This window comes from Fontibacillus phaseoli (assembly GCF_003337355.1).
Taxonomy (GTDB): domain Bacteria; phylum Bacillota; class Bacilli; order Paenibacillales; family Paenibacillaceae; genus Fontibacillus; species Fontibacillus phaseoli.
On the sequence record NZ_QPJW01000003.1, the window covers coordinates 211832 to 237576 of the forward strand.

Below are 25745 nucleotides of genomic sequence, written 5' to 3' on the forward strand. Positions count from 1 at the left end.
TCCTTATGCGGACGGGGTTTTTTTATTTTTTTCAAGGAGGTGATGGCCGTGGAAGATGGCTGGTGGTGGCACAGTTCGATTCGCTGTTCAGTTCTCGAATGCAAAGACCTGTTCTCTTCGGAGGACCTGGTGCCCAATTTAAGGAGGAAATCAAATGAACCAGAAACACAAAGAGCGAATGCTGACAGGGGACCGCGTGACCGGAAAACTTCATCTCGGCCATTACGTCGGCAGTCTGCAAAACCGTGTGATGCTGCAAGGCAAGTATGACTCTTATATTCTTCTCGCCGATGTACAGGCGCTGACAACCCATTTTGACAGACCCGACTCCATCCGGGAGCATTTGCGCGAAGTGGCCCTCGATTATTTGGCGGTCGGGATCGACCCTAATCAAGCCACGCTATTTCTCCAATCCATGGTTCCGGAAATCGCCGAGTTAACCGTTTTCTTCTCCATGTTCGTCACGGTAAATTCATTGCGCCACAATCCTACGATCAAGTCCGAGTCGAAGGGCAGCAGCCTTGACGAACTGTATTACGGTTTTCTAGGGTATCCTGTAAGCCAGGCGGCCGATATTACTTTCTGCAAAGCTTCAATTGTACCTGTAGGCGACGATCAGCTCCCTCATCTGGAACTTGCCCGAAAGGTCGTGCGCCGGTTCAATGAGCTGTACCGGCCTGTATTCCCCGAGCCGCAAGCGCTGATCAGCGAAACGCCGCGGCTGGTTGGCACCGACGGCAACGCGAAGATGAGCAAAAGCCTCGGCAACGCCATCGAGTTGGACATTACGCCGGAACAATTGTCCTATAAAATCCGCCGGGCGGTTACTGACCCGGCCCGGATTCGGAAGCATGATCCCGGACACCCTGAGGTATGTCCGATCTATGCATACCACAAAGTATTTGAGCCGTCGGGAGCCCCGGAAATCCATGAAGCCTGTGAACGCGGATCGATCGGTTGCACCGAATGCAAACATCGCCTCGTCGCCTCGCTCAACACGCTGCTGGAACCGATGCGCGAACGGCGCTCCCGTTATGCGGGCAACCCTCGCGTTATCGATGAGATCCTTATGGAGGGGACCAGACGGGCCCGGGAGATTGCGCGGGAAACCTTGTCCGAAGTGCGCGAAGCAATGGGACTCGACTATTTCCGTTTACCTGAGGAAGACTAACTGGATTCCATACAGCTAATTCCCGTAATAACGGCTCATGGTTGTGATTAACTGTAGAACCTACAGTTATTTCTTCCGTTTCAGGCCGATACCTACAAATATCTTGTTTTTAACTGCAGGTTTTCCAGTTAATGAAGAGAAATGGGCTCCAAGTCCCAAATTAACTGTAGGTAATCCGGGTATTTGCATCAGTCAATTCCATTCCCATGAAAAAACGGTTGGGGCAATGAACAATTTGCCCCAACCGTTTTTTAATTACCGCCGTATTCTTCTCCGTCTCGGTCTTCTCTCCAGCAGCAGGATCGCCAGCAAATCGAACAGTACCAGAGGTAAAATAATCGGCGCAAAAGTCGCATGGGCCTTGCTGCCTTTATTATGAACCGCTTCAGTCTTGAGATACAGCCTGCCGTTTCCTACTTTCACGATCTTACCGTAGAAGACCGCTCCGGTTTTTGTCTTGATCCGAACCGGCTTACCCAGATACTTCCGGGCCAGATTTCCGCGTGCCGTCGCCGTCAAAAATCCCTCACCTCCTCTAGGTCATGACACAGTATACGTGCCAAACCCCAAGAAAGATTGGGCAGGTGTCCCGGTTCATCGGGACGTCTCCCTATTTTTATTCCGGAAAACGGCCTATGGAAAACAGATAGCTCTCCAGCACCCGGGTGACCCGCTCTTTGTCCAGTCGCTGCGGATCGAATAAAGCGTGCATGGCCAGGCCGTCGACCAGCGCGTATAGCTTATCCGCCTCCAGGTCCATCTGAACCTCTTGCTTTAACAAGCCAAGGCGGTTCAACTGCTCAAGAATATGCCGGATTAAGCCGGATATCCCGTCATGGTGCGCATCGAAGTTATCCCGCTTATGGTTGTGATAGGCTGTGAACACAAACCAAACCTCCATTTCCGCCCTTGTCTGCTCATCGGTCGGCACAATCTCGAGCAGCATACCAAGCACTTTGTCCTTGGGAGGAAGATCCTGAGCAGCTATAGCCGCGATACGGAGCCCCGCCCTCTCCTTCACAAGGTTCATGGCATAAGCCAACAGGCTCTCCTGGGAAGGAAAATCATGCCTCAGTGCCCCTAGCGACAAGTTGGCCTCTTTGGCGATGTTCCGCACGGTGGCCTCCTCCATGCCCTGGTTAACAATAACCCGCCATGTAGCTTCCGCGATATTTTGTTTTCTTTGTTCATGATCTACTTGTTTTGGCATAAGTCCAGTGTATCAGAAAAAAACGGAGTGGACATTTTTTTAATACATATGTATTATATAAAATTAAAACCATCCGATTTTTATTTTTCAAAGGAGAGAATATGACTAACGTTGCCTGGATGATTGTGATCTGCGAAATAGCCTTTTGGTTCGTCATTATTGCCGGTTTGACCGTACGATATTTCTTCAAATTGCCGAAGCTCGGATTATTTCTGCTGGCGTTGACCCCGGTGATCGACCTGATCCTTCTTGCCATGACCGGCTTGGACCTATATCGTGGGGCTGAAGCCACTACGGCCCATGCCATTGCCGCCGTCTATATCGGCGTATCGATCGCCTTCGGCAAAAGTATGGTCGGCTGGGCTGATGAACGTTTCCGTTACTATGTCGCCAAACAAGACGCCGCAAAACCGGTCAAACGATATGGAATGGATTATGCCAAACATTATCTTAAGGGCTTCTTCCGGCATATCCTGTCGTTTCTGATCGGAGCCGGACTGCTCATCGGTCTCATTTATTGGATTAATGACCCTGCCAGAACCGAGGCTTTAAGCGGCGTGCTTAAATTATGGTGCCTTGTGCTGGGCATAGATCTTCTCATCACTTGCAGCTACTTCATTTGGCCCAGACAGGCGAAATCCAAAAACGATACCTCTTCCGGCCTTTAAAAGCGACTAATCCAGCGGTGTAGTACTGATCTCATAGATGAGGATCGAAGCGGCAATCCCGACATTCAAGGAATCGCATATCCCGTGCATCGGGATCGAAACTTTGCGGATCGCGTCTCCGCCACCGTGCCAAGCTTCGGAAAGGCCATAGCGTTCACTGCCTGCAACGAGGGCCGTATTGCCGCCACGCCGAGCCGCCTTGTAACATTCCTCTGCGGAAGAATCAGCCAAATAGATCTCGTAGCCCCGGGAAACCAGCCAATCCACACAATGCTCTGCCGCTGCAAAACAAACCATCGGGATTACAAACGCTGCCCCCATACTGGCTTTGATCAGTTTGGGGTGGGTCAGCCTCACTTTGGGGTTGCAGATCAATAGGGCATCCACCCCCGCCCCGTCGCAACTCCGCAGGATGGTTCCGATATTGCCGGGAGATTCCAGTCCGTCCAGCACCATGACCAAAGCGTTATCCGGCAGGATCAGCTCAAGCTCATGTTCAGGAATCATAGGCAATTCCGCAACCGACAGGAAACCGTCGGGTTTGTCCCGGTCAACCAGCTTTCCCAGCACCTTTTTGGAAATCAGACATACTTCGCCGGCCGCATGGATCATGCTCTGTGCCAAGTGGAACGCTTCCCGGCTATACGCGCATTCCGGACAGAAATAGAAGGCGCTGATAGGCAGCCCCGCCATAAGCAGTTTTTGCTGCGACCACATCCCTTCGGCAGCAAATCGCAGCCCGGACTGATCGGCGGTTCCGTGATTCAGCATGCGCCTGAGCTCCGCTATTTTTTCATGATGCATACCGACCGCTTTGATCTTATGGCGATACTTATCGAGTAATAAAGCTATTTCCGTAGAAATCATGTCCATCGTTCCTTTTATGCCTGGATTATACCATTCACCTTAATAGATCAAACTTGCGGCCGAAACATCGAGTTCGGTTCCTACTTGTTTTTGATATAATCGGTTCCGCAAAAGACAAAAAAGCCCGCCGCTTGGGATCAGCGGGCAGGCTATATTTTATCTATTTTTTCGAATAGACGATGCGCTTAATGCTGTCGTAAGAGAGACAGAAGGATTCGGCAAGAAAATCAATGGAGTGTCCTTCCCGGAATTTGTTGCGAATTTCTTGATTTCGGCGACTCAGAAAATCCCGGCTTCCGGAGTTTTCGCCCCACTTTTTGCGTACGCCTTCACACTTTGGAATGTACAGGGTAGCTCCTTGAACATATTTCTGGAGTTCTCTCAATAAGTCTTCCGGTAAAATGACTTCCGCTTTTATATATTTCATCTTTGCTCCGCTCCTTAATTCGTTTTGAATTTAAGGGAGCAAAGCCTGCGGCAATCAACTATGGAAATAACCATTCCGTTAAAAGAGGCGATAATTCATTACCGCTCCATGCAAGTTATCGCCCCAGTCGATCCTGCAGACTTTGCATGGAGCCCAGCGAGTACGAAATCGATAACCCAAACCACTTTCGGATTCTCCTTTCAAACTTAAGCAAGTATTTTACATAAATATCTCCCATATTCCATAAAAAGTCTATAACATCGTTCACAACATTTCCGTTCACTCTGTTTGAGCTTGTTCTTCAGGCAGATGCCGCTTGGCCAAAAATAAGAATGGCAGTCCGAACGCCGCTGTCAGAGCAATAATCCCGAAGATCAGCAAGGGCTGACTTACGCCAATGGCATCCAGTAAAAACCCGCCCAGCAAAGGGGCCATGACATTCCCCAGATTGTTAAATCCAAACATGCCGAAATAGGTCCCGCGGAGTTCATGTGGAGCGATCCGATCCACCAGCACGTCCGTCATGGTGAACATTAAGACTTCGCCGATCGTAAACAGGATAACCCCAAGCATCATAGTCCAAATATTGGGCACAAGACCGAATATGAGCAGGCTGCAGGATACGCAAAGATTGCCTGCAATCAGCGGCACGATAGGGGAAAAGCGGCTGGAGAACCGGACGAGCGGGAATTGAACCACTAGCACCACGACCGCATTCAGAGACAGCATGTAACCGAACCATTTTGCTCCGTCCGTGAAGCTTGGACTTAACTCCAAATACTGCGCCAGCGTCGAACTGAAATGTCCGTAACCCAGCACGCAGAAGATCATTCCGATCAGGACATATACAAATATACGATCCCTTCCGGTTACCCTCAGCGCCCCTTTTAGAGTCATTCTATTACTGCTTTGCTCCGTCACCCCGCCAATCTCTTTATGGAGCAGGAACTGGGCAACAAGAACCGCCCCATAGCAAAAGTAAACAAGGCCGGCTATGTAAAAGGCGTTTCCCGAATTGGAGTTGCCCATCTGCAATCCGAGAATCGGTCCGGCCACGACCCCCAGATTAATGGCGGCATAACGGAGATTGAATACCAGCAACTTGCTCTCCTGGGGAGTGATATCCGCCAACAGCGCGCGGGACGTCGGTTCGAACATCGCGCGGCAGAGTCCGTTAAGTGCGTTAATGACGAAGAACATCCAAATTTGATCGGCCAGTGCGAAACCGACAAATACGACCGCCCATCCGAAAATCGAAATAAACAGCACTTTCTTGCGGCCGATGACATCCGATATGTACCCGCCATAGAAGCTTGCAAATACGCCGATCAGCGAACTGACCGCAACCACGATACCGGCCTGTGAGGGCGAAGCTCCCAATCGGTTGATCAGGTAGATCGAGAGAAAGGGAATACTCATAGAAGTGGCCATCCGGCCAAAAATCGTCCCGATGATGATGGTCCATGATAACGGATGAATTTGTCTCAAGTGTGCGTTCATAAGCGATGCCTTTCCTGATCATGATTTAAAAACTATTGGACTATTAAAACCGAGATACCGTTTTCTGTCAAGAAATTTGCCGGAACAGAAAAAAAGTCCAAAAGCCGTCGCTGTTTGATCAACAGACGATGACTTTGGACTAGGGGGACTATTTTATTGAAGAGAAACTATTCAGCGAAGTATAGAGTCAGGCCTCTAGACCTGCCCGGACGCAGTAATCCTATTCGTTCCGGATGGCTGCCGCTCCCGGTTCGTTTTCATTTTCTCGAGTAAGATGTCATGGAAACTAAGAGACGCACTATGACTATCATTTCGCTTTTCCCTATTAGCCGCTGATGCCTTGGGGTATTGGGAATGATAAGGCACGGGGCTATGTACGCTGAGATTCATATCATAACTCCTTTGCAAAAAAGGGTACTGGCCTTGGCCGCAAATCACGATGCCGCATTTAACTTTCGGCATCCCGATTCCGCCGCGCCGCATTTCTCTTACTCTTACCCTCTATGCACTTCCCGTAAACGCCCGCCGGCCAAAACAGGAATAAAGTACCCCTTAACGCCTTACATTCAACGCTCGGCAGGAATTACGATCTGGATCGTTGTACCGATACCCGGCCTGCTTCCGATAGTAACTCCGTACTGGGTGCCGAAATGGAGCTGGATCCGGCTATTGACGTTCCTGATGCCGTACCCGGTGTTCAGACCTTCCACCGGATCAAAGATTTGCCGGATCAGCTCTTCGGACATCCCGATGCCGTCGTCGATGATTTTGAATACGATATTCGCTCCTTCCCGCTTCCCGGAAACTCGAATGTGGATGCTGTTACCGAACCAGGCATGCTCCAGCGCATTCTCGATGAATGGCTGCAAGATTAACTTCACGGTAACGTAATTGATAATCTCGGGTTCAATATCGTAAAAAATGGAGACCGAATCCCCGAATTTGGTCGTCTGGATATTCATATAAGCCTGTACCTGCTCCAATTCGCTGCGGATCGGGATTACGGTTCGACCCTCATTCAGGGACAACCTGTAAAACTTCGCCAGATCCAGCACCATCCGCTGCAACTTGTCCACTTCGCCGAACTGGGCCAAGCGGCTGATCGAAGACAACGTGTTATATAGAAAATGCGGGTTGATCTGGGCTTGCAGCGATTCCAGTTCGGCTTCCTTCTTTTCGATCTGGGTCACGTATACCTGCTCAATCAACTGGTCAATGTTGCGGCCCATTTCATTCAGAGCCGAAGCAATTTGCGAAAATTCATCTTTCCCCCGATAGCCCATCCGTTTGCGCAAATCCCCTTCGCGGAAGGCGTTCAACACGAATACAATCTTATTCATCCGGGTCGAGAAATACCTTGAAATGAACATCCCGGCAAAGGTAAAGATAACCAGGCAAAAAAAGCAGATCAGGATAATGAATACACGCACCTTTTTCGAATCCTGCTCCATCACCGTCATGGGCACATAGGCCGCGAGCTGCCAGGACTGGTCTCCGACCGATTCCTGGATGGTCAAGTATTCCGCGCCCGGATGACTTTCATTAGACGTTATAGGAACTGTCCCCGACTGGTAAAGAACTCTCCCGTATTCGTCTTTAATGACAAGCGCGCTGCCGTTCCCGATTTTACTATAATCCACCGCCTGAAACAGTTCCTCTGTTCTGACGCTGATTCTCATGAATCCGATTTCCTTTAGTTCGAGTGGCTTTTCAAAATCCACCAATCTGCGCAGCAAAGAAATCCGTCCGAATTCCATATCCCGCTCAACCCGTTGCCACAGCTTGGTTTCCCCGAATTGTTCCGGTGGAAAGCCCGAATGCCACGGCTTATCCTCAATCCGTTTCAAATGGTATATATTATAATTTCCTTCGAGTTCATCCGGCCGCTCGTTGTCGAGCGAACCGTAATAAACCTCCGGAAGCGTTTCGTTCGCCAAAAATAAATACATCGCGATATTCAATCCGGTAGAGTTCACTGCGATCGAAAATTTGGGTTTGAGGATTTTGGTGGTCCGCTCGTAGCTCTCCCATCCTTTTTCAAAATGCCTGAGTTGGGTAATCAGGGAGTAGTCGCCGTACAGCATCGCTGATATCCGATCCACGTCTTTCAATTTGTATTCGATATTGTCTTTCATTTGAATCAAGGTGCCCTGAATGTTGTTTCTCGTTTGCTGGCGGATCGAATCCTGGTACATCGAATGCGAAAAATAGCCTATGGCGATCACGGGCAAAATAATGAACACCATGTAGGTAATCATCAATTTATACCCGAAAGGAACATATTTATGCGGTTTGGACTTCCCAAAAGATGGCATGATCGTTTCCTCCGTCGCTACTCTCGTTTGCGAAACTCCATTGGGGTCATCCCGTACGTCTCCTTAAACTGCCTGCTAAAATAGGGAATATAACGGTAACCGACCTGATCGGCGACCTCATATATTTTCAAAGAAGGTTTTTTTAACAAATCCCGGGCCTGTTCCATGCGCATGCTGATCAGCATTTCGCTGAAGTTTTTACCCGTTTCTTCTTTGAACAGATGCCCCAGATAATTCGGAGAAAACGAAAACTGTTCCGCGATGTCCTTCAGCGTAATATTGTCCTTGATTCGATCTTTCATCGTTTTCAAGATTTCGCGGATCAGGCGGCTATTTTTGGTGGCCCTTTTCTTCCGGATCATTTCCGAGATTTCAAACACTTTGCGGACAAGCCAGGAACGGATATCGCCCATCATCTCAAATTTCAGCACAACATCGAGGCTGTGCAGTTCTATCCCCAGCATGTCAAACAAGTCCTCATCCAATTCCTGCAAATAATGATCGAGTTTGAACACGATATACATCGCCAGATTATACACCGTAAATTTAGAACGCAGCGTGGAAACCGACTTGAACAGATTGTCGATTTCATCATGGACGCGGACGAGATCATAATTCGCCATCGCCTTGAACAAAGCGTCCAGACGGATATCCAGTGTCTTGGCGTCGTTTAGCTCGGGCGCCCTCCTGACATCCTCGTAATTGATGACTTGACCGCGGCCGAAAAACATTTTGCCGTCCAACGCTTCCAGCGCCTGCTTGTAGGATATCGTGAGTTCGGAGATATGCTGTACTTCTTCGCCTAACCCCACCGTGATTGACATCGAAATCGTGGAATCGATCGAGCCCCGGATTTCTTCAAGGCTTCGTCCCAGTCCAGAGCCATGCAGTACTACAGCCATCCGGTTTCTAGTCAATTTGCAGCTGTGAAGTCCGTTGCTGTAAATCACTTCGTAAAGCTGTTTGAGACAACTTTCAAGTTTTTTGTGAGCATCGTTCTCCAGATTCTTCGATTTCACCCAGTGCAAATCATCAATTTCAAGCACCGCCGCGCGAAGCGGTCCATTCAAATGATCCAGATCGTAGGAAGACGCCAGTTTCATCAAACTGTCGGAGCGATCCCAGACCAATTCCCCTTCCAACAACCGGACAAGAAGGTCGTTCTTGGCCATCGGCTTCATGTGGCGGTAGTTCTCCTCGGCTTCCCGCTGCTTGGCCTCCAATTTCAACTCCTCCGTAATTCCGATCAGCGAGGCGATGAGTTCTTCGTCGTCCATCGGTTTTAACACATAACTGCATGCCTTTAACGATAGAGCTTCTTTGACGTAATGGAAATCCTGATAACCGCTTACAAAAATAATTCTGACGTTCGCCTTCTTGTCGATGGCGATCCGGGCCAACTCGAGCCCGGACATATTCGGCATATTCACGTCCGTGACCAGAATATCGATCGGCTGCCGGTCCATCACTTCGCAAGCCATAAACCCGTTGCTGACGGCTCCAACGACCTCAAGTCCAAGATCGGACCACGGAATAAACCGCTTCATCCCTTCCAAATCAAGCAATTCGTCATCGGCCAACAACACTTTATACATGGTGCGGATCCTCCTATAGGTAGGCTCTGTCTCAAGTATATCTCTCCAAAATGTTCCTGAACAGATACGGAAATAAAGGGCCCGGAAGAACCAGGCCCTTTTGGGAAAAGAGTTTACTGACCATTAAGCATCGCTTTGTTCTCGCTCCACTTGGTGGCAAAGTGCTCCAGCGTCTTCTCGAATCCGGCAGCCATCGTATCTGCATCGGCCTTATCGAGCAAAGCGAGCGTCTCCTCGTCGTTCTTCGTATACAGTGTTTGCGCTCTCACTTGATCCCAGATGTCTTTGGCGCGCTGGAACGCAATGCCGGCCTCGCTGTCAGGACTTGGCGGCATATTGACGAATTCCGTAGCGTCCCCTTGCGTTTTCCAGGTGATTTGATACTGCCAGTAAGTCGCCCAGTTCCGCTCATTTTCGGCCAGGGTCGTTTCGTACTTGCCTTTCGTGTCGTCCGCGAAAACGGTGTTGCCGACCCACATTACCGGATCCATGAACTTCTGGTACTCTGCTAGCTTATCTTTTTGGGTACCGTACTTCTCGGTAAACTTAGGCGTATATCCGTCCGCTTCATATCCTTGCCAGTACTCGCCTTCTACGCCCCAGAATTGGAGCGTTGTTCCTTGCGGACCGGTCCACCAATCGAGAAACGCGAAGACCGCTTCCGGATCTTTGGCGCTCGTAGTGATGACGGCTGCGTTCCAACCCAATTTGTTGTAGGTTCCCGGATAAATTTTGTTCTTATCCAATCCTTCTTTGTGAATTGGCCAGACCATGAAGTATCCCAAATTCGGATCGTTCGGGTCTTTCTTTCTCAATTCGGTATCCGCCGCCATCGCATAAACAGTCGGGTTTGCCGTAGCGTATACCGCTACCCGGCCATTCAGCAGCTTCTCGTCGACCTGGTCGCGGGTTTGCGTAAACGCATCCTGCGTCATCAAGCCTTCGCGGAACAATTTTGCGGCAAATACAACGGACTCGCGGAAAGGTTCATCCTTATAGATCGATTTCATCTTGTCGCCTTCCGGGACGGCAAAGAATCTCGTAAAGCCCAAGTTATTCTCTTTAAAGGCAGAATAGATTTGGTCCAGTCCATGCCCTTCCGCAGCAAGGTCGGTTTCAAACGGGATCATGTTCGGATACTTTTCTTTGACCTGTTTCAAATAGGCGTATAAATCGTCCGTCGTTTCGAGCTTTGGCGAACCAAGCGTCGTATAGATCTCCTTGTTTATAACCCAGCCAGCGTTCCCGTTCGGACGGTTGGTATACCAGTTCGGGAATTGATACAGCTTGCCGTCCGGCGAACGAAGCATGTTCAATGCTTTCGGATCGAGCCATTTTTTCAAGTTCGGATATTTATCGATATAATCGTCCAGCGGCACGAGCAAGCCCGCTTCCCGGAGCCGTTCGACATCGGTGCCCCGTTCGCCCCAAACAATGTCAGGCAATTCGCCGGAAGCGATCATCGTATTCAGCTTTTGCGCAGCGTTTCCGCCGTTCGGCACTTCTGTTACGGTGACTTTCATGTTGTCCTGCACCCATTTCGTGGTGGCGTCATCGCCCCACTTAGGCATCGTGTACCAGTCGTAATTGCCGAACAGAGAAATATTAAGCGGTTCCTTTCCAAGCTCGTAGAGCTTCGGCCCTTCGGAGGTAGTCTCTGTGTCTGTTGGCTCCGCATTGTTGCCGGACTGGTTGGCCGGCTTGGCGTTGTTATTTTTACCGGAGCATCCTGCAATCAGTGCAATAATCGTGAGTACCGATAAAACAGTAACCAGCCATTTTCTCCTCTTCATCATAGCGCTGCTTTTCCCCTTTCAGAATACAAATGATATGATCTATGGCTAAAGCTTGTGCTCTAAACCCGCTTGAAATGTCGGTTGTCCACTTAAGCCTACTCCTTCAGTGAACCGACCAGTACGCCTTTGACAAAATATTTTTGCACAAAAGGGTACACGCAAATAATCGGAAGCGTTGCAACGATCATCGTCGCCATCGAAAGCGATTTACTTGTGATGGTTTTGGCCCGTTGCAGGTGCGCCAGCGACGAAGCATCCAGGGAACCGGCCTGTTCGGAAACAATATTGGATAACAGAATCTGCCGCAGAATGGTCTGAATAGGGTACTTATTCTGATCGGAAATATAAATCCCGGCAAGGAACCATTCATTCCAGTGCGACACTGCGGTAAACAGAGCCAGGGTGGCAATAACCGGACCCGACAAGGGGAGAACAATTCTGAATAAAGTGCCCCAGTTGCCGCATCCGTCGATTTTGGCCGATTCCTCCAAGCCGGAAGGCAGCCCCTGGAAGAAGGTTCTGAAGATAATCATGTTCCAGACGCCGATTAATGAAGGAATAATGAAAACCCAAAACGAGTTCATCAGACCGATGTTACGAATCAGCATGAAGGTAGGGATCAGCCCGCCGCCAAAATACATTGTGATGATACACATGACCATATAATATTTGCGGCCCATTAGCTCCTTTTTGGACATGCCGTAAGAAAAGATCGCCGTGCACAGGATGGCGGATGCCGTACCAATAACGGTCCGGAGAACCGAGATGAGAAATCCGCTCATGAGACGGTCATCTTTGAATACGATTTTATAGTTTTCCAAGGTGAACACTCTCGGCCAGAGCGTAACTCCACCTTTGGAAGTATCTAGCCCCTGGTTAAATGAAACCGTTAGGGCGTTCAAAAAAGGATAAAGCGTCGAAACCGCAAGCAGAATAAGAAAAGTATAGATGAAGACCATCATAATGCGATCACCCAAGGTGTCCTTCATATCAAGCAACCTCCTCTGAATATATCCCGATTACCACAAACTGTTGCCCGACCGCCGTGCTATGAAATTCGCTATGGTGAGCAAGCCGACGCTAACTACGGCTTTGAATACTCCGACAGCAGTTGCATAGGAGTATCGGTAATTATCGATCCCGACCCGTACAACATACGTATCCAACACATCGGATACATCCCGGATCGCCGGATTGGCGGCGAGAATCAGGATATCCTCAAAGCCTGCGCTGAGCAGGTTGCCGATCGCCAGAATCATGAATATGACAACGACAGGCATAATAGATGGAAGCGTTATCAAGTAGATCTGCTTAAACCGGCTAGCTCCGTCAATCGAAGCGGCTTCGTAGGTATTCGGATCTACCCCGGCAATGGCCGCAAGATATACGATCGAACCGAAGCCGATCTCTTTCCAGACGTTGGTCGTAACGAGAATTCCCCAAAAATACTCGGGAAGCGACAGAAAGTTAATCGGCTGGCCGATAAAATTCAATTTCTGAAGCAACATATTAATGCTTCCGTTATCGACAGCCAGCATAGCGCTGACCAGACCGCCCAGAATAACCCAGGACATAAAATGCGGCAGGTAAGTGATCGTTTGGACCACCCGTTTGAACGCCATTCTTCGGACTTCATTCAGCATTAAGGCCAAAAGGATCGGCGCCGGAAATCCGATGAAAAACTTCAACAAGCTGATGACGATCGTGTTCCTCATCACCATTCCGAATTCCGGGGAATGAAAAAAGTAGCTGAAGTGCTTGAAACCTACCCACGGACTGCTAGAAAAACTTCTTCCGATTTTGTAATCCTGAAAAGCCATCAGGATTCCGTACATCGGTATGTAACTAAAGATAAAGATCAGGATGAGCGCCGGAATTACCATCAGTTGCAGATCGATTTGTTTATAAAATCGCTGCACCCCGTTCGGTTTTTTCGGTGTCGACTCAACCGGTTTTGATACGGATAGTTGCGCCATATCTGTTCCTCCCCCAACTGCATTCTCCGTCTACCTTTATTCTAAGTAAACGAGGGCAGGGTTACTATCTGCCCAATCAACGAAAAATGATAATAATCAACAAGGGTTATATATCATTACATGGAAGCTGTTTTTGTTGTAAGATAGTTCAGTGCAAATCTACTACACAGTTGTTCAGGAGGCTATACTTTTGAAATCCAATCCTACTCCCTTGCAAAAAAAATTACTCCCGAGGCACATCAGCTTTATGGCGATGGGCGGGGTTATCGGAACCGGTATCTTTAAGGGGAGTGCCGAAACGGTCAGCCTGGCCGGACCCGGCGTCATCTTCTCGTATGCCCTGGCCGGATTACTGCTCCTGGTCGTCATGGGGGCTATCGCCGAAATGGCCACCGTGTACCCCGGACTCAATATGAAAGATTTCATCCGCAAAGCGTTCGGTAATCGCATATCGTTCATCATCGGCTGGTTGTATTGTTTCATGTGGCTCGCCGTTTGCGTGATCGAAGTGATCGCGGCGGGCAGCTTCCTGCAATTTTGGCTTCCGGATGTTCCGCTATGGGTGCTAAGCTTGGCGAGCGCCGGATTCATCCTTGCCGTCAATATGATGAGCGTAGGCGGTTACGGCGAATTCGAATTTTGGCTCGCCGGCATCAAAATCGCCATGATCATTGTGTTTATCGTCTTGGGTGTCTGCATGCTGTTCGGGTTCATCCCGGGTGCGAGTGCGCCGTGGCGTCATAACTTCACCGCTTACGGCGGGTTTTTCCCCAACGGCTGGACTGCGATCTTTTCCGCGCTGCTTGTCGTCATGTTCTCCTATGGCGGCTCCGAGTTGATCGGACTAACACTGTCGGAAGCGCAGGAAGCGGAGAAGGTGCTTCCTAAAGTCGTGAAAAGCTTTATTCTGCGAGTCGTCCTGTTCTACACCTTGCCGATCCTGATTATTTGCGGGTTGATTCCATGGAATACCTTAAGCGAGCATACCAGCCCGTTTGTACAGGTACTTACTTCAGCGGGGTTGCAAGGCTCAGCGCATCTGATGAATTTCATCTTGATCACGGCGGTATTGTCTGCAGCCAACTCAGGAATTTACGGGGCAACGCGTATGCTGCACTCGATGGCGGTCGACGGTGAAGCTCCGGCCGGGTTAGCCCGTCTCTCCGCCAAAGGCGTACCGATAAACAGTTTGAAACTGAGCGCAGTTGTACTGATCCTGGGTTCCATGATCGCCTACTTTGCGCAAGATAATGTATTTCGCCTGTTGATGGCCGTACCGGGATTTGTCGTTCTGCTCGTATGGATCAGTATCCTGCTCGCAGAGTGGAAACTCCGCAAGACTTATCACGTCAAGCCCGGGTTTATCGTCTGGGGATACCCCTATATCACGTTTATTTCCGTGATTTGCCTGTCCGTCATTGCCCTGCTCTTTCTGTTCGATGCCCAAAACCGAATCAGCATCGGCGTCTGTCTGGCCGTGATGTGCGTACTGACGGTCTGTTCTTTCTTCCGCTTCAAACGGGAGTCACTCCGCCGCTGATTACCCGGTATTCTCCTGTTCTCTCCTGCCTCTATGCGTGTTACAATGAAGGTTGTTAATGCACGCAATTATGAGCACTTTATATAGAGATAAGCTGGGGGAGACTATGGAACTGGAATTCCAGACAGAATACGTTGCCGTCAAACAACCGAAAATTCCGCTTCGTTCTAAGCTGCGCAAACGCATCCGGCGAACGTATAGGTACGATACCGCCTTTTGGCGGATCGCCATGGCCGGTCCCTGGGGGGCCGGCATCTTCGCGTTTACCCTCGCCGCGCTGGGAATGCCGACCGGCCTGGGGGCTGCCTTCGATATCATGACGTTTGCCTTTGCCGGCACCATCGCTTTATTTCTGGGAGCGCACCTTGTCGCGCTGCTTCTGTCTTTGACCGGACTTCCGGTTCCCCGCCTTTATCTCGGTTCCGTCCTGTTCGATTTGGCTGCCATCTTTCTTATTTTCTTTCAGGAGGATGAAGCTTTCGCCATCTCGGCCATCGTCTCGACCGTCGTTACTATGGCCGGAATACTGATCGGCCTTTTACTCGGGTTATTAGCTTCAAGGAAAATCCCCTTACGATTCAAAGCCTGTCTGGCCGGCGTATTGGTTCTGGTCTGTTTGTCCGCGGCAGTTTGGCCGGATAAGGCCGAGCCCGCCATTTCAGCAGACCTAATGGACTTTCCGGCAATTTCAGCTTCTAATCCTGCCGAGCCTGGGTCTTACGGAGTAAAATCATTTTATTACGGCAGCGGCCGGGATTTCTGGCAGTCGGAATACGGGCAGGAAACCGACCTGATCTCGGATACCGTGGATGCTTCCGCCTACATTAAAAAATGGTCCCGATTCAGAACCTTTTATTGGGGATTTAATGAACAGGCCCTTCCCTTAAACGGCAGGGTATGGATGCCGGAAAGAGAGGGGCAATTTCCGCTGGTGCTCATCGTTCACGGTAACCATCTCATGGAGGATTACTCGGATGACGGTTACGCATACCTGGGGAAATTGCTCGCCAGCCGCGGTTTCATCGCGGTTTCCGTGGACGAAAATTTTCTGAATTACTCCGTCTGGACCGGAATCCCGGACAATGACATGAAGGTCCGGGCCTGGATGCTGCTGAAGCATTTGCAGCAAATCGGCAGCTTTGCCGAGAATCCGGACACCCCGTTCTACGATGCGGTCGATTTCGGGCAAATCGGCCTGATCGGCCATTCCCGCGGCGGTCAGGCCGTATCGATGGCTTTCGACTACAAGCGGTGGTTTGCTGCCGACTCTACGCTCAAGAATATGGATAACTATCAAATCCGCGCTATCGCGGCTATAGCGCCGACCGACAAAAAGGTCGACGACAGCTACGCCAAGCTGCAAGACGTCAGCTATTTGACGTTGCAAGGTGCGCGCGACGGCGATGTCAACGATTTTGACGGGGAGCGCCAATACGCCCGGACGTCGTTTTCGGCCGGAGATCCCTCCTTTAAAGCGTCCCTGTACATCGCCGATGCCAATCACAGCCAGTTTAATACCGGCTGGGGCGGCCGGGACGTCAGCTACCCGAAGGGGATTCTGCTGAGCAGAAAGGGATTGTTGCCGGCCGCCGAGCAGCGCAGCATCGCCAAAGTTTACATCTCTGCGTTTCTCGAGTCCACGCTCCATCGGCAGGAACAATACCTTCCGCTATTTCGCGACTATCGGTCGGGACTGTCCTGGTTGCCGGAGACCGCCTACTTTAACCGGTTTGAGAGCGGAAAGATGACTTCTTGGGCCAAATTCGACGAAGACATGAAACGGATGACCCTGCCGGGCGGAGGCGTCGCCGAGGGACAGGATCTCGTGTGGAAGGAAGAAGAAGCCAAAAACCGCCGCAAGTCGGGGAAAGGCACGCGCGGCGCCGTGCTAGAAAGAAACGGTGATGTCGATGACATTTCCACCTACAGCTTAAATTGGAAGAAAGCTGCGCCGTCGCCGGAGCCAGGTCCTGCACTCCTATCCTTCTCCCTGTCGGATCGGAGTTATGAGATGAAGACAGACGGCAAAGAGGCGGATGGGGAGCAGGTTGAGGCTGCAGCGGTGCAAGAGCTTGATATTGAAGTGGAACTGGAGAGCCTGGACGGAATTACCGTACGGCTTCCCCTGTCGGATTTCATGCCGATCTTTCCGCTGCCCGAAACCAGCTACACGCTTCACCCCTGGTTGGATCTTCATTTGTCGGACGGCAAATACAAGAACCCGACGGAAGCGGTCTTTCAAACCTACCAGCTTCCGCTTTCGGCCTTCACCGAAGAAGATGCCCGGTTTCATCCGGCTTCCGGCATCCGGAAGCTGACGTTCCGTCTTACCGGCGGATCCGGTCGGGTGATGTTGGACGATATCGGGGTATATTAAAAAAATATCATCGGACCGAACGGCAGACGGTATGCCGGCACTCTATGCGGATAGCCTAAGCGGACGCTCGCAGCACACTAACGGACGCAGGAGCCGTGGTGCTCTTTTGCTATTCAGTAATTTCAAGCCATAAACTAACTGGAAAACCTACAGTCAATTTCGCGGAAATCGCCTCTTCGGGACAATTAAATGGAAAACTTACAGCTATTTCGGTAGGTTTGAGCCATTTTAGTGGAAAAGCGTAAAATTAGCTGGAGGTTTTCCATCTAATTCACTCTGACAAACCATCTGGGCTCAATTAACTGGTGGAATCCAGTTATTTAGGCAAAAACAAGGGGAAGAACCCGCGCTTTTGATTCTCAAACGGACACAGAAGCCGTTATTGGCTCCGATTAAAGGCTCAATTAAATTTTCGCTCCTTTAAATCCCCTGGTGTCCGTTAAACATTTAAAGAGTAGAAAAAAAGCGAGGTTCCTTAGCGGAATCTCGCTTTTCTTCTACTCTTTCGGTACCAGGTTGTATATTTCGCCGCTTTCCATAACATCGATCAGCCGGTCCAACCATTCATAATACTTGACGGCTTCGCCCATCTTGCGCCGGTCTTCCTCAAGGATAGCCCGGAACGATTCCTCCAAGCCCTCCTCCCTCGACAGGGACTTGTTCAGCTCCTCCATCGCCCGGCGAAGAATCAAAATGTTGGTTTCCACCGCTTTCCTCCATTTGATCGCGAAGAAATCGGTAAACGTCTGATACCAGTCATACTCCACCTCGTACAAATCTTTACGCGATCCTTTTTCCCATACTTTATTCACCATTTTCAAGTCAAGCAGTGTACGGACCCCCGTGCTCATGCTCGTCTTGCTCATTTTCATTTCCAGTCCCATTTCATCCAAAGTCATCGGCTTATCTGCAAAAAAAAGCAGCCCGTACAAATGGCCCGTCGACAATGAAATTCCATATAAGTCCATGTTCCTGCCAATCGCTTCTATAACACGCTTACGCACTTTTAATAACTCGGCATGTTGTTCGTCTGAAAGCTGGTCCAAACTCATGCATATGTCCTCCTATTCATTGCGCACTACGTTAATCTGGACTGAATTCATTTATTTCCGCCGCATTTTTTTCGCAGGCGGAGAGATGCTTATTCTATATTAAGAAAAGGATGTCCAAAAGTAAAGAAGTGAACCGGGTAGCATTTTGGAGAATCCGGCAGTTATCGGGAGAATCTTTATGTACAGTTTTTTCTGTACGTTCTTTACGTACGGATTTAACGTTTGATCGATCACTTGCTCTTTTGCTACACTTGGAGCATGGTTTGGCGCGGACGGCACAAAATAAAATATACCGTGTCCATATAGAGTAATGAAAGTTACCGAATTCAAAAGGGGTGAATGTATGGGAAATGAAATCCTAAAAGTAAACCAATTAAGCAAACTGTTCGGACCTGGTACCGAGCAAGGCATCGAGCTGCTGAAGCAAGGTTATACGAAAGAACGGCTCGCCAAGGAAAAGGGCATCATGGTCGGCGTAAACCGCGTAAGTCTCAGCATCAATGAAGGTGAAATCTTTGTCATCATGGGTTTGTCCGGCAGCGGCAAGTCGACCCTGGTACGGATGCTCAACCGCCTGATCGAGCCTAGTTCGGGTGAAGTTCTGATCCATGGGCAGGATTTGCGGAAAATGAACAAGGCCCAGTTGCGTGAGGTACGCCGGAAGACAATCAGTATGGTCTTTCAAAAATTCGCTCTTTTCCCCCACCGCACCGTGCTTGAAAACGTTGAGTACGGTTTGGAAGTTCAAAAGGTAGGCAAGGCGGATCGCCGGGAAAAAGCGCAAAAATCACTGGAGCTTGTCGGTTTGAAGAACTGGGAACATGTTCTTCCCGACCAGCTCAGTGGCGGGATGCAGCAGCGCGTCGGTTTGGCCCGTGCTCTGGCTAACGATCCGGAAATTCTGCTGATGGACGAGGCGTTCAGCGCCCTCGATCCGCTTATTCGCCGCGATATGCAGGATGAGTTGCTGGAGTTGCAGGAAAAGATGAAGAAAACGATCGTCTTCATTACTCACGATCTGGACGAGGCGCTGCGGATCGGCGACCGGATCGCGCTCATGAAAGATGGCGAAGTGGTTCAAATCGGCACGCCGGAGGAAATGCTGACGCAGCCGGCTGACCGTTACGTCGAACGTTTTATCGAAGATGTTGATTTGTCCAAAGTACTGACCGCTTCCCGCGTCATGCGCCGTCCGGAAACCGTAACGCTGGACCGCGGGCCGCGCGTTGCCTTGCAGTTGATGCGGGAACGGGGCATCTCCAATTTGTTCGTCATCGACCGGGGCAAACGGCTGCTTGGGGTCATTACGGCAGAAGACGCCTCCCAGGCGCTTAAAACCGGAGGCACCTTACAGGATATCCTGATCAAAGACGGCCCTCGGGTTGCGCCCGATACCTTGTTGAACGAATTGTTTGAAGTGACCAGTTCGGCCAGAGTGCCGCTTGCGGTCGTTGATGAACAAAACCGGCTGCTTGGGGTCATCGTTCGCGGAGCCGTACTTGGCGCATTAGCCGGAGAAGTGGAAAACAAGGAGGTGAGCGGACATGAACTTCATTCCTAAACTGCCGCTTGCGGACTGGATCGAGGCCATCGTTGACTGGATGGCGGAAAATCTGGGGGACTTGTTTGAAGGGATATCCAAAGCGATCGAAGGTATCGTCAACTTTTTCTCAGGCCTGTTCCTTCTTCCCCATCCATTGCTGTTTATCGTGATTCTTGGCGCACTTGCTTATCTGGTCGGAAAATGGAGGCTAACTCTGTTTACGGTGATCGGATTCCTGCTCATCGATAATCTCGGCTACTGGCAGGAAACGATGAATACGTTGGGACTGGTCATTACTTCAGGTCTAATTTCGATTGTATTCGGGATTCCTATTGGCATCTGGAGCGCGTACAGCAAGACGGCCCACCGAATTATCTCGCCTCTGCTTGATTTCATGCAGACCATGCCGGCGTTTGTTTACTTGCTGCCAGCAGTAACGTTCTTCAGCCTTGGCGTCGTTCCTGGTGTGATCGCCTCTGTCATTTTCGCGATCCCGCCGACGATCCGACTGACCTATCTCGGGATCAAGCAAGTATCCGGCGAGTTGGCCGAAGCGGCCGATGCATTTGGCTCCACATCTTGGCAAAAACTGATCAAGGTCGAGCTGCCCCTCGCCATGCCAACGATGATGGCGGGAATCAACCAGACGATCATGCTATCCTTGTCCATGGTCGTCATCGCCTCGATGATCGGCGCCCAAGGGATCGGCGCTACCGTATATCGTGCCGTTACCCAGCTCAAAATCGGACAAGGCTTTGAAGCCGGCCTCGCTGTCGTCGTGCTGGCGATCGTGCTGGACCGGTTTACCCAAAATCTTTTCAAATCGAACAAAGGGAGAAGATAAAATATGAAGATTTCGAAGAAACTATTGATGCTTGCAGGTTTAGCCGGGGTTCTGGCGCTGTCCGCCTGTGGTACGGGCTCCGGCAATACCGCTAATACAGGGAATAACGGCCAATCGGGAACGGCAGACTCCATCGGAGTCCAGGTGAAACATGAGATTATCGGCATTGACCCCGGTGCGGGAATCATGAAGGCTGCCGCGGATGCGTTGGATCAATATGATCTTGGCGACTGGAAGCTGATTGAAGGCTCCGGTGCAGCTATGACCGCCATGCTCGACAAAGCGGTGAAAGCGGAGAAGCCGATCATCATTACCGGCTGGACGCCGCATTGGATGTTTTCGAAATATGATCTGAAATATCTCGAAGATCCGAAAAACGTATTCGGCGAAGCGGAAGAGATCCATACCCTTGTTCGTAAAGGCTTGAAAGAAGACCAGCCCGTCGCTTACGAATTTCTCGACCGGTTTGAGTGGACTTCCGATGAAATGGGCGAAATCATGACGGCCATCCAGGAAGGGAAAGATCCGATGGAAGCCGCGAAGACCTGGGCCGACAGCCACAGCGACCGCGTGGACAGCTGGACGAAGGATTTGAAGCCGGTCAGCGGCGACAAACTCAAGCTTAGCTACGTAGCCTGGGATTCGGAAATCGCCAGCACCAATCTGTTGGAGTATGTCCTGGAGAGCAAGCTGGGCTACGATGTCACAGCGCTTCAAGTCGAAGCCGGACCGATGTGGACGGGCGTTGCCAGCGGCGATGTCGATGCTACTCCAGCCGCATGGCTACCGCTAACGCATGCCGATTATTGGACAGAATACGGTGAGAAGCTTGAAGACCTCGGTCCGAACATGACCGGCGTTAAGACAGGACTGGTTGTTCCTTCCTATGTGGATCTGAAATCGATCGAAGATTTGAAATAACCTTTGTCCTTGTTGGATTATAAAAAAAGAAACCATCCCTCTGGCTGGGATGGTTTCTTTGCTACATCTATATTAAGAAGAGGGAGTATAATAAATGTACCATCCCTTCCTTAACGCAACCTTACGGAAACCTGAAAAACAGATTAATTTAAGGTTTAAATGTTACGAGTCGACTTACTCCCGGGCTGATATAATATTCGCCAATGCTTGAACCTGATCATCCTCGCATTCCACAAACACGACGAATTTTTCGGCTAGCAGGCTCTCCTCTATTAGTCTGGCATCTTTTTCCGGAATTCCCGCACCAATCAGTCCGACGATGAAATCGTCGCTACCCATTCCGATCTCGGCTCCAGCCAGCGATTTTGCCGCCGGCCCGACCGCCGCTACATTTGCCGGCTGCTCTTCCAAAATGGCGGCAATCTCGATTAACGGGTGGAATAGCGCATGATTTCCGTCCCCTCGCTCCGGTTTAGAAAGACCGGCATCCCGGCTGATGATCCCCAGTGCTTCCTCGGTTTTAGACACAACGGACAACTCCCCTTTTTTTACGCCAGCTTGTATTAAATCCTCAATGACCATGGCTGCATCGTGTCTGGTTTTCAGGATGGCCGTCAGCAATTTCGCCATGATAGTCCCTCCTCCATGGAATAGTGTATTCCGCCTCCACAAAAGTCCTTGAAATGTCTATAAACGGCATCCTTCCTTATGAAACAAATGAATATCCCGGCTTCCGCCGTGTCCCGGGTGGCCTGTTTCACATAGCTTATAAAAAAAGGAGGAGGAACGCCCAAGTGGAAGCTTATTATAATTGTTTACGCTTGAAAAACAAGAAGGTCCGCATTATGACGATGGACAGAAATCACTATACCGGAACGATCGTAGACGTGGATCACCAGTACGTATATTTGCGCCCGGATCGGGGTGGAAATGTCTATACATCGGCATTTTACCCCGGCGGTCCGTATGGAGGACCTTATGGCGGTGCCGGTTGGTCTGGAAACGATATCCTGACGTTAAGCTTGTTCACTCTGCTGGCTATTGCCCTGATTTAATTAAAAAATACGCATAATTATCAAAGGCCATCCCTGAGCAAATACTTTGCTTAAGGATGGCCTTTTTTATTGAACATGAAATTGTTCTTTCGAATGAATACTGGCCCGCTTCACCTAATTAATCAAATTGGATTTTTGAAGCAAACGCTGTATGATCATTGATACCTCTGCACGTGTGATGAAGGAATTCGGTGCAAGTTCGTTCACGCTTCTTCCCGATACGATGCCTGCTTGGACGCTAACGGCCACTCCATTTTTTGCCCAATGAGATATCTCTTCTTTATCTGCAAAAGGACGAAGCGCCGAATCGGAATCTAAGGTCGAACCTTTTGTTTCCAGTCCCGTTATCCTCATCGCGTTAGAGATGATCTCCATCGCCTGTTCCCGGGTGATTTTATCGTTCGGACGGAACGAGCCATCGCTGAATCCATTGATTAACTGGTAGGCGGATGCCGTAGTGATTGCACCGCTGAACCAATCCGAGGCGAGTACATCAGAGAATGCCTTCGACTCAGAATCATTTTCTTGCTTGAGTCCCAAGCCCCGAACTACGATCGACGCAAACTCGGCGCGTGTGATGTCACGATCCGGCTGGAACATCCCGTTTCCTGTACCGTTAATGACCATTCTTGATCCCATGTCGTTTACCGCATCTTTCGCCCAGTGATTCTCCACGTCCGCGAATTCCAAAGGATGCCACACAACGGAGTACATACTGTTCGTTAAACTGTTAATCTTCGCAAAATACGTACCCTCTTGGTTTACGACTTTTGTAGGCACATGACGTATTGCGCCATCCGCATCCACTACAACGCCCGTTGTGATCTTGTTCGGATCCGCGCTATCCGGAATCGCAATGGAACGTTCTACGAAAGCATCGAACTTCGTCACTTCTAACGTGCGGCCACCGTAAACTGCCTTAACGCTAAAATTCCATGGAGGAACTACCATCTGCAGCCCTTGGGCAGAAGCGGCTTTCTCTGCCGCTTGAATAGTTTCATTTGACGGAATTTCGATTTCTATGCGGAGCATAATGTCTTGAAGTTCCCTATTTGCCCCAAATTGTTCGGCTAGGGACTCTATGTCGATTCGTTGCGCAGGGAGCCTGTAAGCTGCCTGATTCGTACGAACTTCAACTATCGCCTGCTTATCCTCCATGTTCTTCAACATGCGGCCGTTAAGTTCAGCAATCACGATATCGTGCATCTCTGTAAATGGAATCGTAATAATAGCTTGATCGCCCGTTGTTTCAAGACGCTTTTGTAATTCTGCTTCGTCGACTTTAATAGTGGTAACTTGTTGCCCGTTCACTACGTCTATCGATTGCGTTCCGATATTCTCTACTTTGCCGTTTACGAGAATATTCACATTCTTATTCGCCGGAGTTGCTTCCGAATTTGAAGGTGTTGTTTCGGTCGGTGGACTATAAGAACCAGGATTATCATTTCCTGAAGACGCCGACGGCGTCACTGTGTTGGAAGCTGCTGATGACTCACTGCCGCCCTGTTCGTTGATTGCTTTTACCGTAAAGAAATAGCTAGTTCCGTTGGTTAGGCCGGTAATGACGATCGGGCCCCCGGCGCCTGTCGCTACAATATTGCCTGGCGATGAAGTCACCTCATATCTAGTGATAGAACTGCCGCCATTGTCGGCAGGGGGCGTAAAGGTGATCGTTGCTTGACCGTTTCCGGCCACAGCTGCAACATGCGTGGGAGCGGACGGAACGGTTGCCGGTTTTGCGCTCAATTCATTGGATTCAGCGCTTAAACCGCCTTCATTAATAGCTTTAACCACAAAATAGTAAACCGTGCCGTTGGCTAAACCGCTTGCTTCATAACTGTATACCGACTCAGTGACGGTAGCCGTCTCTGAACCATAGATGCCAGGGGTAGTACTTTGATAAATCCGATATCCCTCAGAGCCGGGAACCGGACTCCACGTCAGTTGTACCTTGGTGTTCCCCTCGATCGCTTGCTGCAATACGGGCGCTCCCGGTGCAGGAAACTGCGGAGTAGCGCTCGCCTCGTTGGATTCGGCGCTTAAGCCGCCTACATTTGCAGCTTTTACAACAAAATAATAGGTTGTACCGTTACTCAAGTCAGGTACGTGGTAGGTTGCCTCCGTTACGGTTGCAATAGATGTTTTGCCGGACAATCCCGGTGTCGTCGACATGTAAACGTCATAATAGGTTGCACCCGATACGGAGTCCCAGCTTAATGTAACTTGGCGATCGGCTGCCGTTACCCTGAGATTTGAGGGCCCCGAAGGCAATTTAATCTTCCACTTCGCGTACAAAGTAATCCCGTCCAGCGGTACGGTATCCGTGGCAAAGTTCCATGCCTCCGTCAATCCCGGATCCTTGTACCAACCGTCAAAAGTGGAGCCTTCCAGCGTCGGCTCTGCAGGTGCGGCTATCTTCGAGCCGAAATCCGCGGAAATCGGTGCTACCGGACTGCCGCCGGTGCTGTTAAAGTTCACCGTGTATTGATTCGCTTCATATTGCGCGGTCACCGTCAAGGCACCGGTCACATTGGTAAACTCCTTGTCCCAGCCCGTAAACGCGTACCCGGGTCTCGAAGGTGCCGCAGGTGCGGTGGCATCCTCTCCGTGATTCACCGGCTCCGTCTTCAACTCGGTTCCGTCCCAGTCCTCGAATGTGACCTGGTAAACGTTGATTTTCCACTTCGCGTACAAAGTAATCCCGTCCAGCGGTACGGTATCCGTGGCAAAGTTCCATGCCTCCGTCAATCCCGGATCCTTGTACCAACCGTCAAAAGTGGAGCCTTCCAGCGTCGGCTCTGCAGGTGCGGCTATCTTCGAGCCGAAATCCGCGGAAATCGGTGCTACCGGACTGCCGCCGGTGCTGTTAAAGTTCACCGTGTATTGGT

At 50.2% G+C, this 25745-nt stretch carries 20 protein-coding genes, 1 pseudogene and 1 other annotated feature (1 of these 22 cut by a window edge); of the genes and pseudogenes, 8 read left to right on the plus strand and 13 right to left on the minus strand.

The annotated features are described in order from the left end of the window. Positions 1-8 (plus strand) — a binding site (T-box leader); it begins 293 nt to the left of the window's first position. Positions 9-154: 146 nt separating this feature from the next. After that, a complete protein-coding gene (trpS, locus tag DFP94_RS11130; protein WP_114496549.1) occupies positions 155-1171 on the plus strand; it encodes a tryptophan--tRNA ligase in 1017 nt (338 codons plus the stop codon). A 255-nt stretch (positions 1172-1426) separates the two neighbouring features. Here trpS and DFP94_RS11135 read toward each other — a convergent pair whose 3' ends face one another. Both DFP94_RS11135 and DFP94_RS11140 read right to left on the minus strand, forming a co-directional pair. Beyond that, positions 1427-1690: a hypothetical protein gene (locus tag DFP94_RS11135; RefSeq protein ID WP_181873100.1), complete on the minus strand. Its 264-nt coding sequence runs from the start codon at positions 1688-1690 to the stop codon at positions 1427-1429. A 97-nt stretch (positions 1691-1787) separates the two neighbouring features. Beyond that, positions 1788-2381 (minus strand): TetR/AcrR family transcriptional regulator, encoded by a 594-nt coding sequence (locus tag DFP94_RS11140; RefSeq protein WP_114496550.1) that lies wholly within the window; start codon positions 2379-2381, stop codon positions 1788-1790. Positions 2382-2482: 101 nt separating this feature from the next. Here DFP94_RS11140 and DFP94_RS11145 point away from each other — a divergent pair, with 101 nt between their 5' ends. Then, positions 2483-3049 (plus strand): hypothetical protein, encoded by a 567-nt coding sequence (locus DFP94_RS11145; protein ID WP_114496551.1) that lies wholly within the window; start codon positions 2483-2485, stop codon positions 3047-3049. Between the two features lie 6 nt (positions 3050-3055). Here DFP94_RS11145 and DFP94_RS11150 read toward each other — a convergent pair whose 3' ends face one another. The 8 genes from DFP94_RS11150 to DFP94_RS11190 form a co-directional block, all read right to left on the minus strand. Further along, the gene (locus DFP94_RS11150; protein ID WP_181873101.1) at positions 3056-3916 is read right to left on the minus strand and encodes a TrmH family RNA methyltransferase; all 861 of its coding nucleotides are present in this window, start codon (positions 3914-3916) and stop codon (positions 3056-3058) included. A gap of 160 nt (positions 3917-4076) precedes the next feature. Next, on the minus strand, positions 4077-4343 hold the full coding sequence (locus DFP94_RS11155) for a CD3324 family protein (protein WP_114496553.1): 267 nt from the start codon (positions 4341-4343) through the stop codon (positions 4077-4079). A 279-nt stretch (positions 4344-4622) separates the two neighbouring features. Beyond that, on the minus strand, positions 4623-5843 hold the full coding sequence (locus DFP94_RS11160) for an MDR family MFS transporter (protein WP_114496554.1): 1221 nt from the start codon (positions 5841-5843) through the stop codon (positions 4623-4625). A gap of 566 nt (positions 5844-6409) precedes the next feature. Further along, positions 6410-8158 (minus strand): sensor histidine kinase, encoded by a 1749-nt coding sequence (locus DFP94_RS11170; RefSeq protein ID WP_114496556.1) that lies wholly within the window; start codon positions 8156-8158, stop codon positions 6410-6412. A 17-nt stretch (positions 8159-8175) separates the two neighbouring features. Continuing rightward, positions 8176-9753 (minus strand): response regulator, encoded by a 1578-nt coding sequence (locus tag DFP94_RS11175; RefSeq protein WP_114496557.1) that lies wholly within the window; start codon positions 9751-9753, stop codon positions 8176-8178. Positions 9754-9866: 113 nt separating this feature from the next. Beyond that, entirely contained in the window at positions 9867-11549 is a 1683-nt protein-coding gene (locus DFP94_RS11180) for an extracellular solute-binding protein (RefSeq protein WP_114496558.1), read from the minus strand. Between the two features lie 95 nt (positions 11550-11644). Next, entirely contained in the window at positions 11645-12538 is an 894-nt protein-coding gene (locus DFP94_RS11185) for a carbohydrate ABC transporter permease (RefSeq protein WP_114496559.1), read from the minus strand. Between the two features lie 30 nt (positions 12539-12568). Then, positions 12569-13525 carry an ABC transporter permease gene (locus DFP94_RS11190; protein ID WP_114496560.1) on the minus strand — a complete coding sequence of 319 codons (957 nt, stop codon included), beginning with the start codon at positions 13523-13525 and terminating at the stop codon, positions 12569-12571. A gap of 190 nt (positions 13526-13715) precedes the next feature. On the opposite strand from DFP94_RS11190, the gene DFP94_RS11195 reads away from it, so the two are divergent. Both DFP94_RS11195 and DFP94_RS11200 read left to right on the plus strand, forming a co-directional pair. Continuing rightward, positions 13716-15065: an amino acid permease gene (locus tag DFP94_RS11195; protein WP_114496561.1), complete on the plus strand. Its 1350-nt coding sequence runs from the start codon at positions 13716-13718 to the stop codon at positions 15063-15065. Positions 15066-15171: 106 nt separating this feature from the next. Further along, positions 15172-17442, plus strand: coding sequence for an alpha/beta hydrolase (locus tag DFP94_RS11200; protein ID WP_114496562.1), 2271 nt, complete (start codon positions 15172-15174; stop codon positions 17440-17442). A gap of 497 nt (positions 17443-17939) precedes the next feature. Here the strand turns inward: DFP94_RS11200 and DFP94_RS11205 are convergent, their stop codons facing one another. After that, positions 17940-18494, minus strand: coding sequence for a GbsR/MarR family transcriptional regulator (locus DFP94_RS11205; RefSeq protein ID WP_114496563.1), 555 nt, complete (start codon positions 18492-18494; stop codon positions 17940-17942). A 343-nt stretch (positions 18495-18837) separates the two neighbouring features. On the opposite strand from DFP94_RS11205, the gene DFP94_RS11210 reads away from it, so the two are divergent. The 3 genes and pseudogenes from DFP94_RS11210 to DFP94_RS11220 all read left to right on the plus strand — a co-directional run bounded on the left by DFP94_RS11210 (position 18838) and on the right by DFP94_RS11220 (position 21802). After that, positions 18838-20055 (plus strand): quaternary amine ABC transporter ATP-binding protein, encoded by a 1218-nt coding sequence (locus DFP94_RS11210; protein WP_114496564.1) that lies wholly within the window; start codon positions 18838-18840, stop codon positions 20053-20055. A gap of 52 nt (positions 20056-20107) precedes the next feature. Next, a pseudogene (locus DFP94_RS11215) lies at positions 20108-20870 on the plus strand (ABC transporter permease); the annotation flags it as partial. A 14-nt stretch (positions 20871-20884) separates the two neighbouring features. Then, positions 20885-21802 (plus strand): glycine betaine ABC transporter substrate-binding protein, encoded by a 918-nt coding sequence (locus DFP94_RS11220; RefSeq protein WP_114496566.1) that lies wholly within the window; start codon positions 20885-20887, stop codon positions 21800-21802. A gap of 174 nt (positions 21803-21976) precedes the next feature. Here the strand turns inward: DFP94_RS11220 and DFP94_RS11225 are convergent, their stop codons facing one another. Beyond that, the gene (locus DFP94_RS11225; protein ID WP_114496567.1) at positions 21977-22432 is read right to left on the minus strand and encodes a hypothetical protein; all 456 of its coding nucleotides are present in this window, start codon (positions 22430-22432) and stop codon (positions 21977-21979) included. Positions 22433-22596: 164 nt separating this feature from the next. Here DFP94_RS11225 and DFP94_RS11230 point away from each other — a divergent pair, with 164 nt between their 5' ends. Beyond that, the gene (locus tag DFP94_RS11230; RefSeq protein ID WP_114496568.1) at positions 22597-22857 is read left to right on the plus strand and encodes a hypothetical protein; all 261 of its coding nucleotides are present in this window, start codon (positions 22597-22599) and stop codon (positions 22855-22857) included. Between the two features lie 114 nt (positions 22858-22971). Here the strand turns inward: DFP94_RS11230 and DFP94_RS25485 are convergent. Continuing rightward, positions 22972-25745 (minus strand): InlB B-repeat-containing protein (locus tag DFP94_RS25485; RefSeq protein ID WP_114496569.1); only part of this gene is annotated, 2774 nt, incomplete at its 5' end.

What these genes read in the sequence shown, in the direction of transcription:
- DFP94_RS11190 (WP_114496560.1), bottom strand. Translation starts at nt 13,525, where the DNA reads ATGGCGCAACTATCCGTATCAAAACCGGTTGAGTCGACACCGAAAAAA.
- DFP94_RS11185 (WP_114496559.1), bottom strand. Translation starts at nt 12,538, where the DNA reads ATGAAGGACACCTTGGGTGATCGCATTATGATGGTCTTCATCTATACT.
- DFP94_RS11160 (WP_114496554.1), bottom strand. Translation starts at nt 5,843, where the DNA reads ATGAACGCACACTTGAGACAAATTCATCCGTTATCATGGACCATCATC.
- DFP94_RS11150 (WP_181873101.1), bottom strand. Translation starts at nt 3,916, where the DNA reads ATGATTTCTACGGAAATAGCTTTATTACTCGATAAGTATCGCCATAAG.
- DFP94_RS11220 (WP_114496566.1), top strand. Translation starts at nt 20,885, where the DNA reads ATGAAGATTTCGAAGAAACTATTGATGCTTGCAGGTTTAGCCGGGGTT.
- DFP94_RS11175 (WP_114496557.1), bottom strand. Translation starts at nt 9,753, where the DNA reads ATGTATAAAGTGTTGTTGGCCGATGACGAATTGCTTGATTTGGAAGGG.
- DFP94_RS11180 (WP_114496558.1), bottom strand. Translation starts at nt 11,549, where the DNA reads ATGATGAAGAGGAGAAAATGGCTGGTTACTGTTTTATCGGTACTCACG.
- DFP94_RS11200 (WP_114496562.1), top strand. Translation starts at nt 15,172, where the DNA reads ATGGAACTGGAATTCCAGACAGAATACGTTGCCGTCAAACAACCGAAA.
- DFP94_RS11225 (WP_114496567.1), bottom strand. Translation starts at nt 22,432, where the DNA reads ATGGCGAAATTGCTGACGGCCATCCTGAAAACCAGACACGATGCAGCC.
- trpS (WP_114496549.1), top strand. Translation starts at nt 155, where the DNA reads ATGAACCAGAAACACAAAGAGCGAATGCTGACAGGGGACCGCGTGACC.
- DFP94_RS11155 (WP_114496553.1), bottom strand. Translation starts at nt 4,343, where the DNA reads ATGAAATATATAAAAGCGGAAGTCATTTTACCGGAAGACTTATTGAGA.
- DFP94_RS11145 (WP_114496551.1), top strand. Translation starts at nt 2,483, where the DNA reads ATGACTAACGTTGCCTGGATGATTGTGATCTGCGAAATAGCCTTTTGG.
- DFP94_RS11170 (WP_114496556.1), bottom strand. Translation starts at nt 8,158, where the DNA reads ATGCCATCTTTTGGGAAGTCCAAACCGCATAAATATGTTCCTTTCGGG.
- DFP94_RS11140 (WP_114496550.1), bottom strand. Translation starts at nt 2,381, where the DNA reads ATGCCAAAACAAGTAGATCATGAACAAAGAAAACAAAATATCGCGGAA.
- DFP94_RS11210 (WP_114496564.1), top strand. Translation starts at nt 18,838, where the DNA reads ATGGGAAATGAAATCCTAAAAGTAAACCAATTAAGCAAACTGTTCGGA.
- DFP94_RS11205 (WP_114496563.1), bottom strand. Translation starts at nt 18,494, where the DNA reads ATGAGTTTGGACCAGCTTTCAGACGAACAACATGCCGAGTTATTAAAA.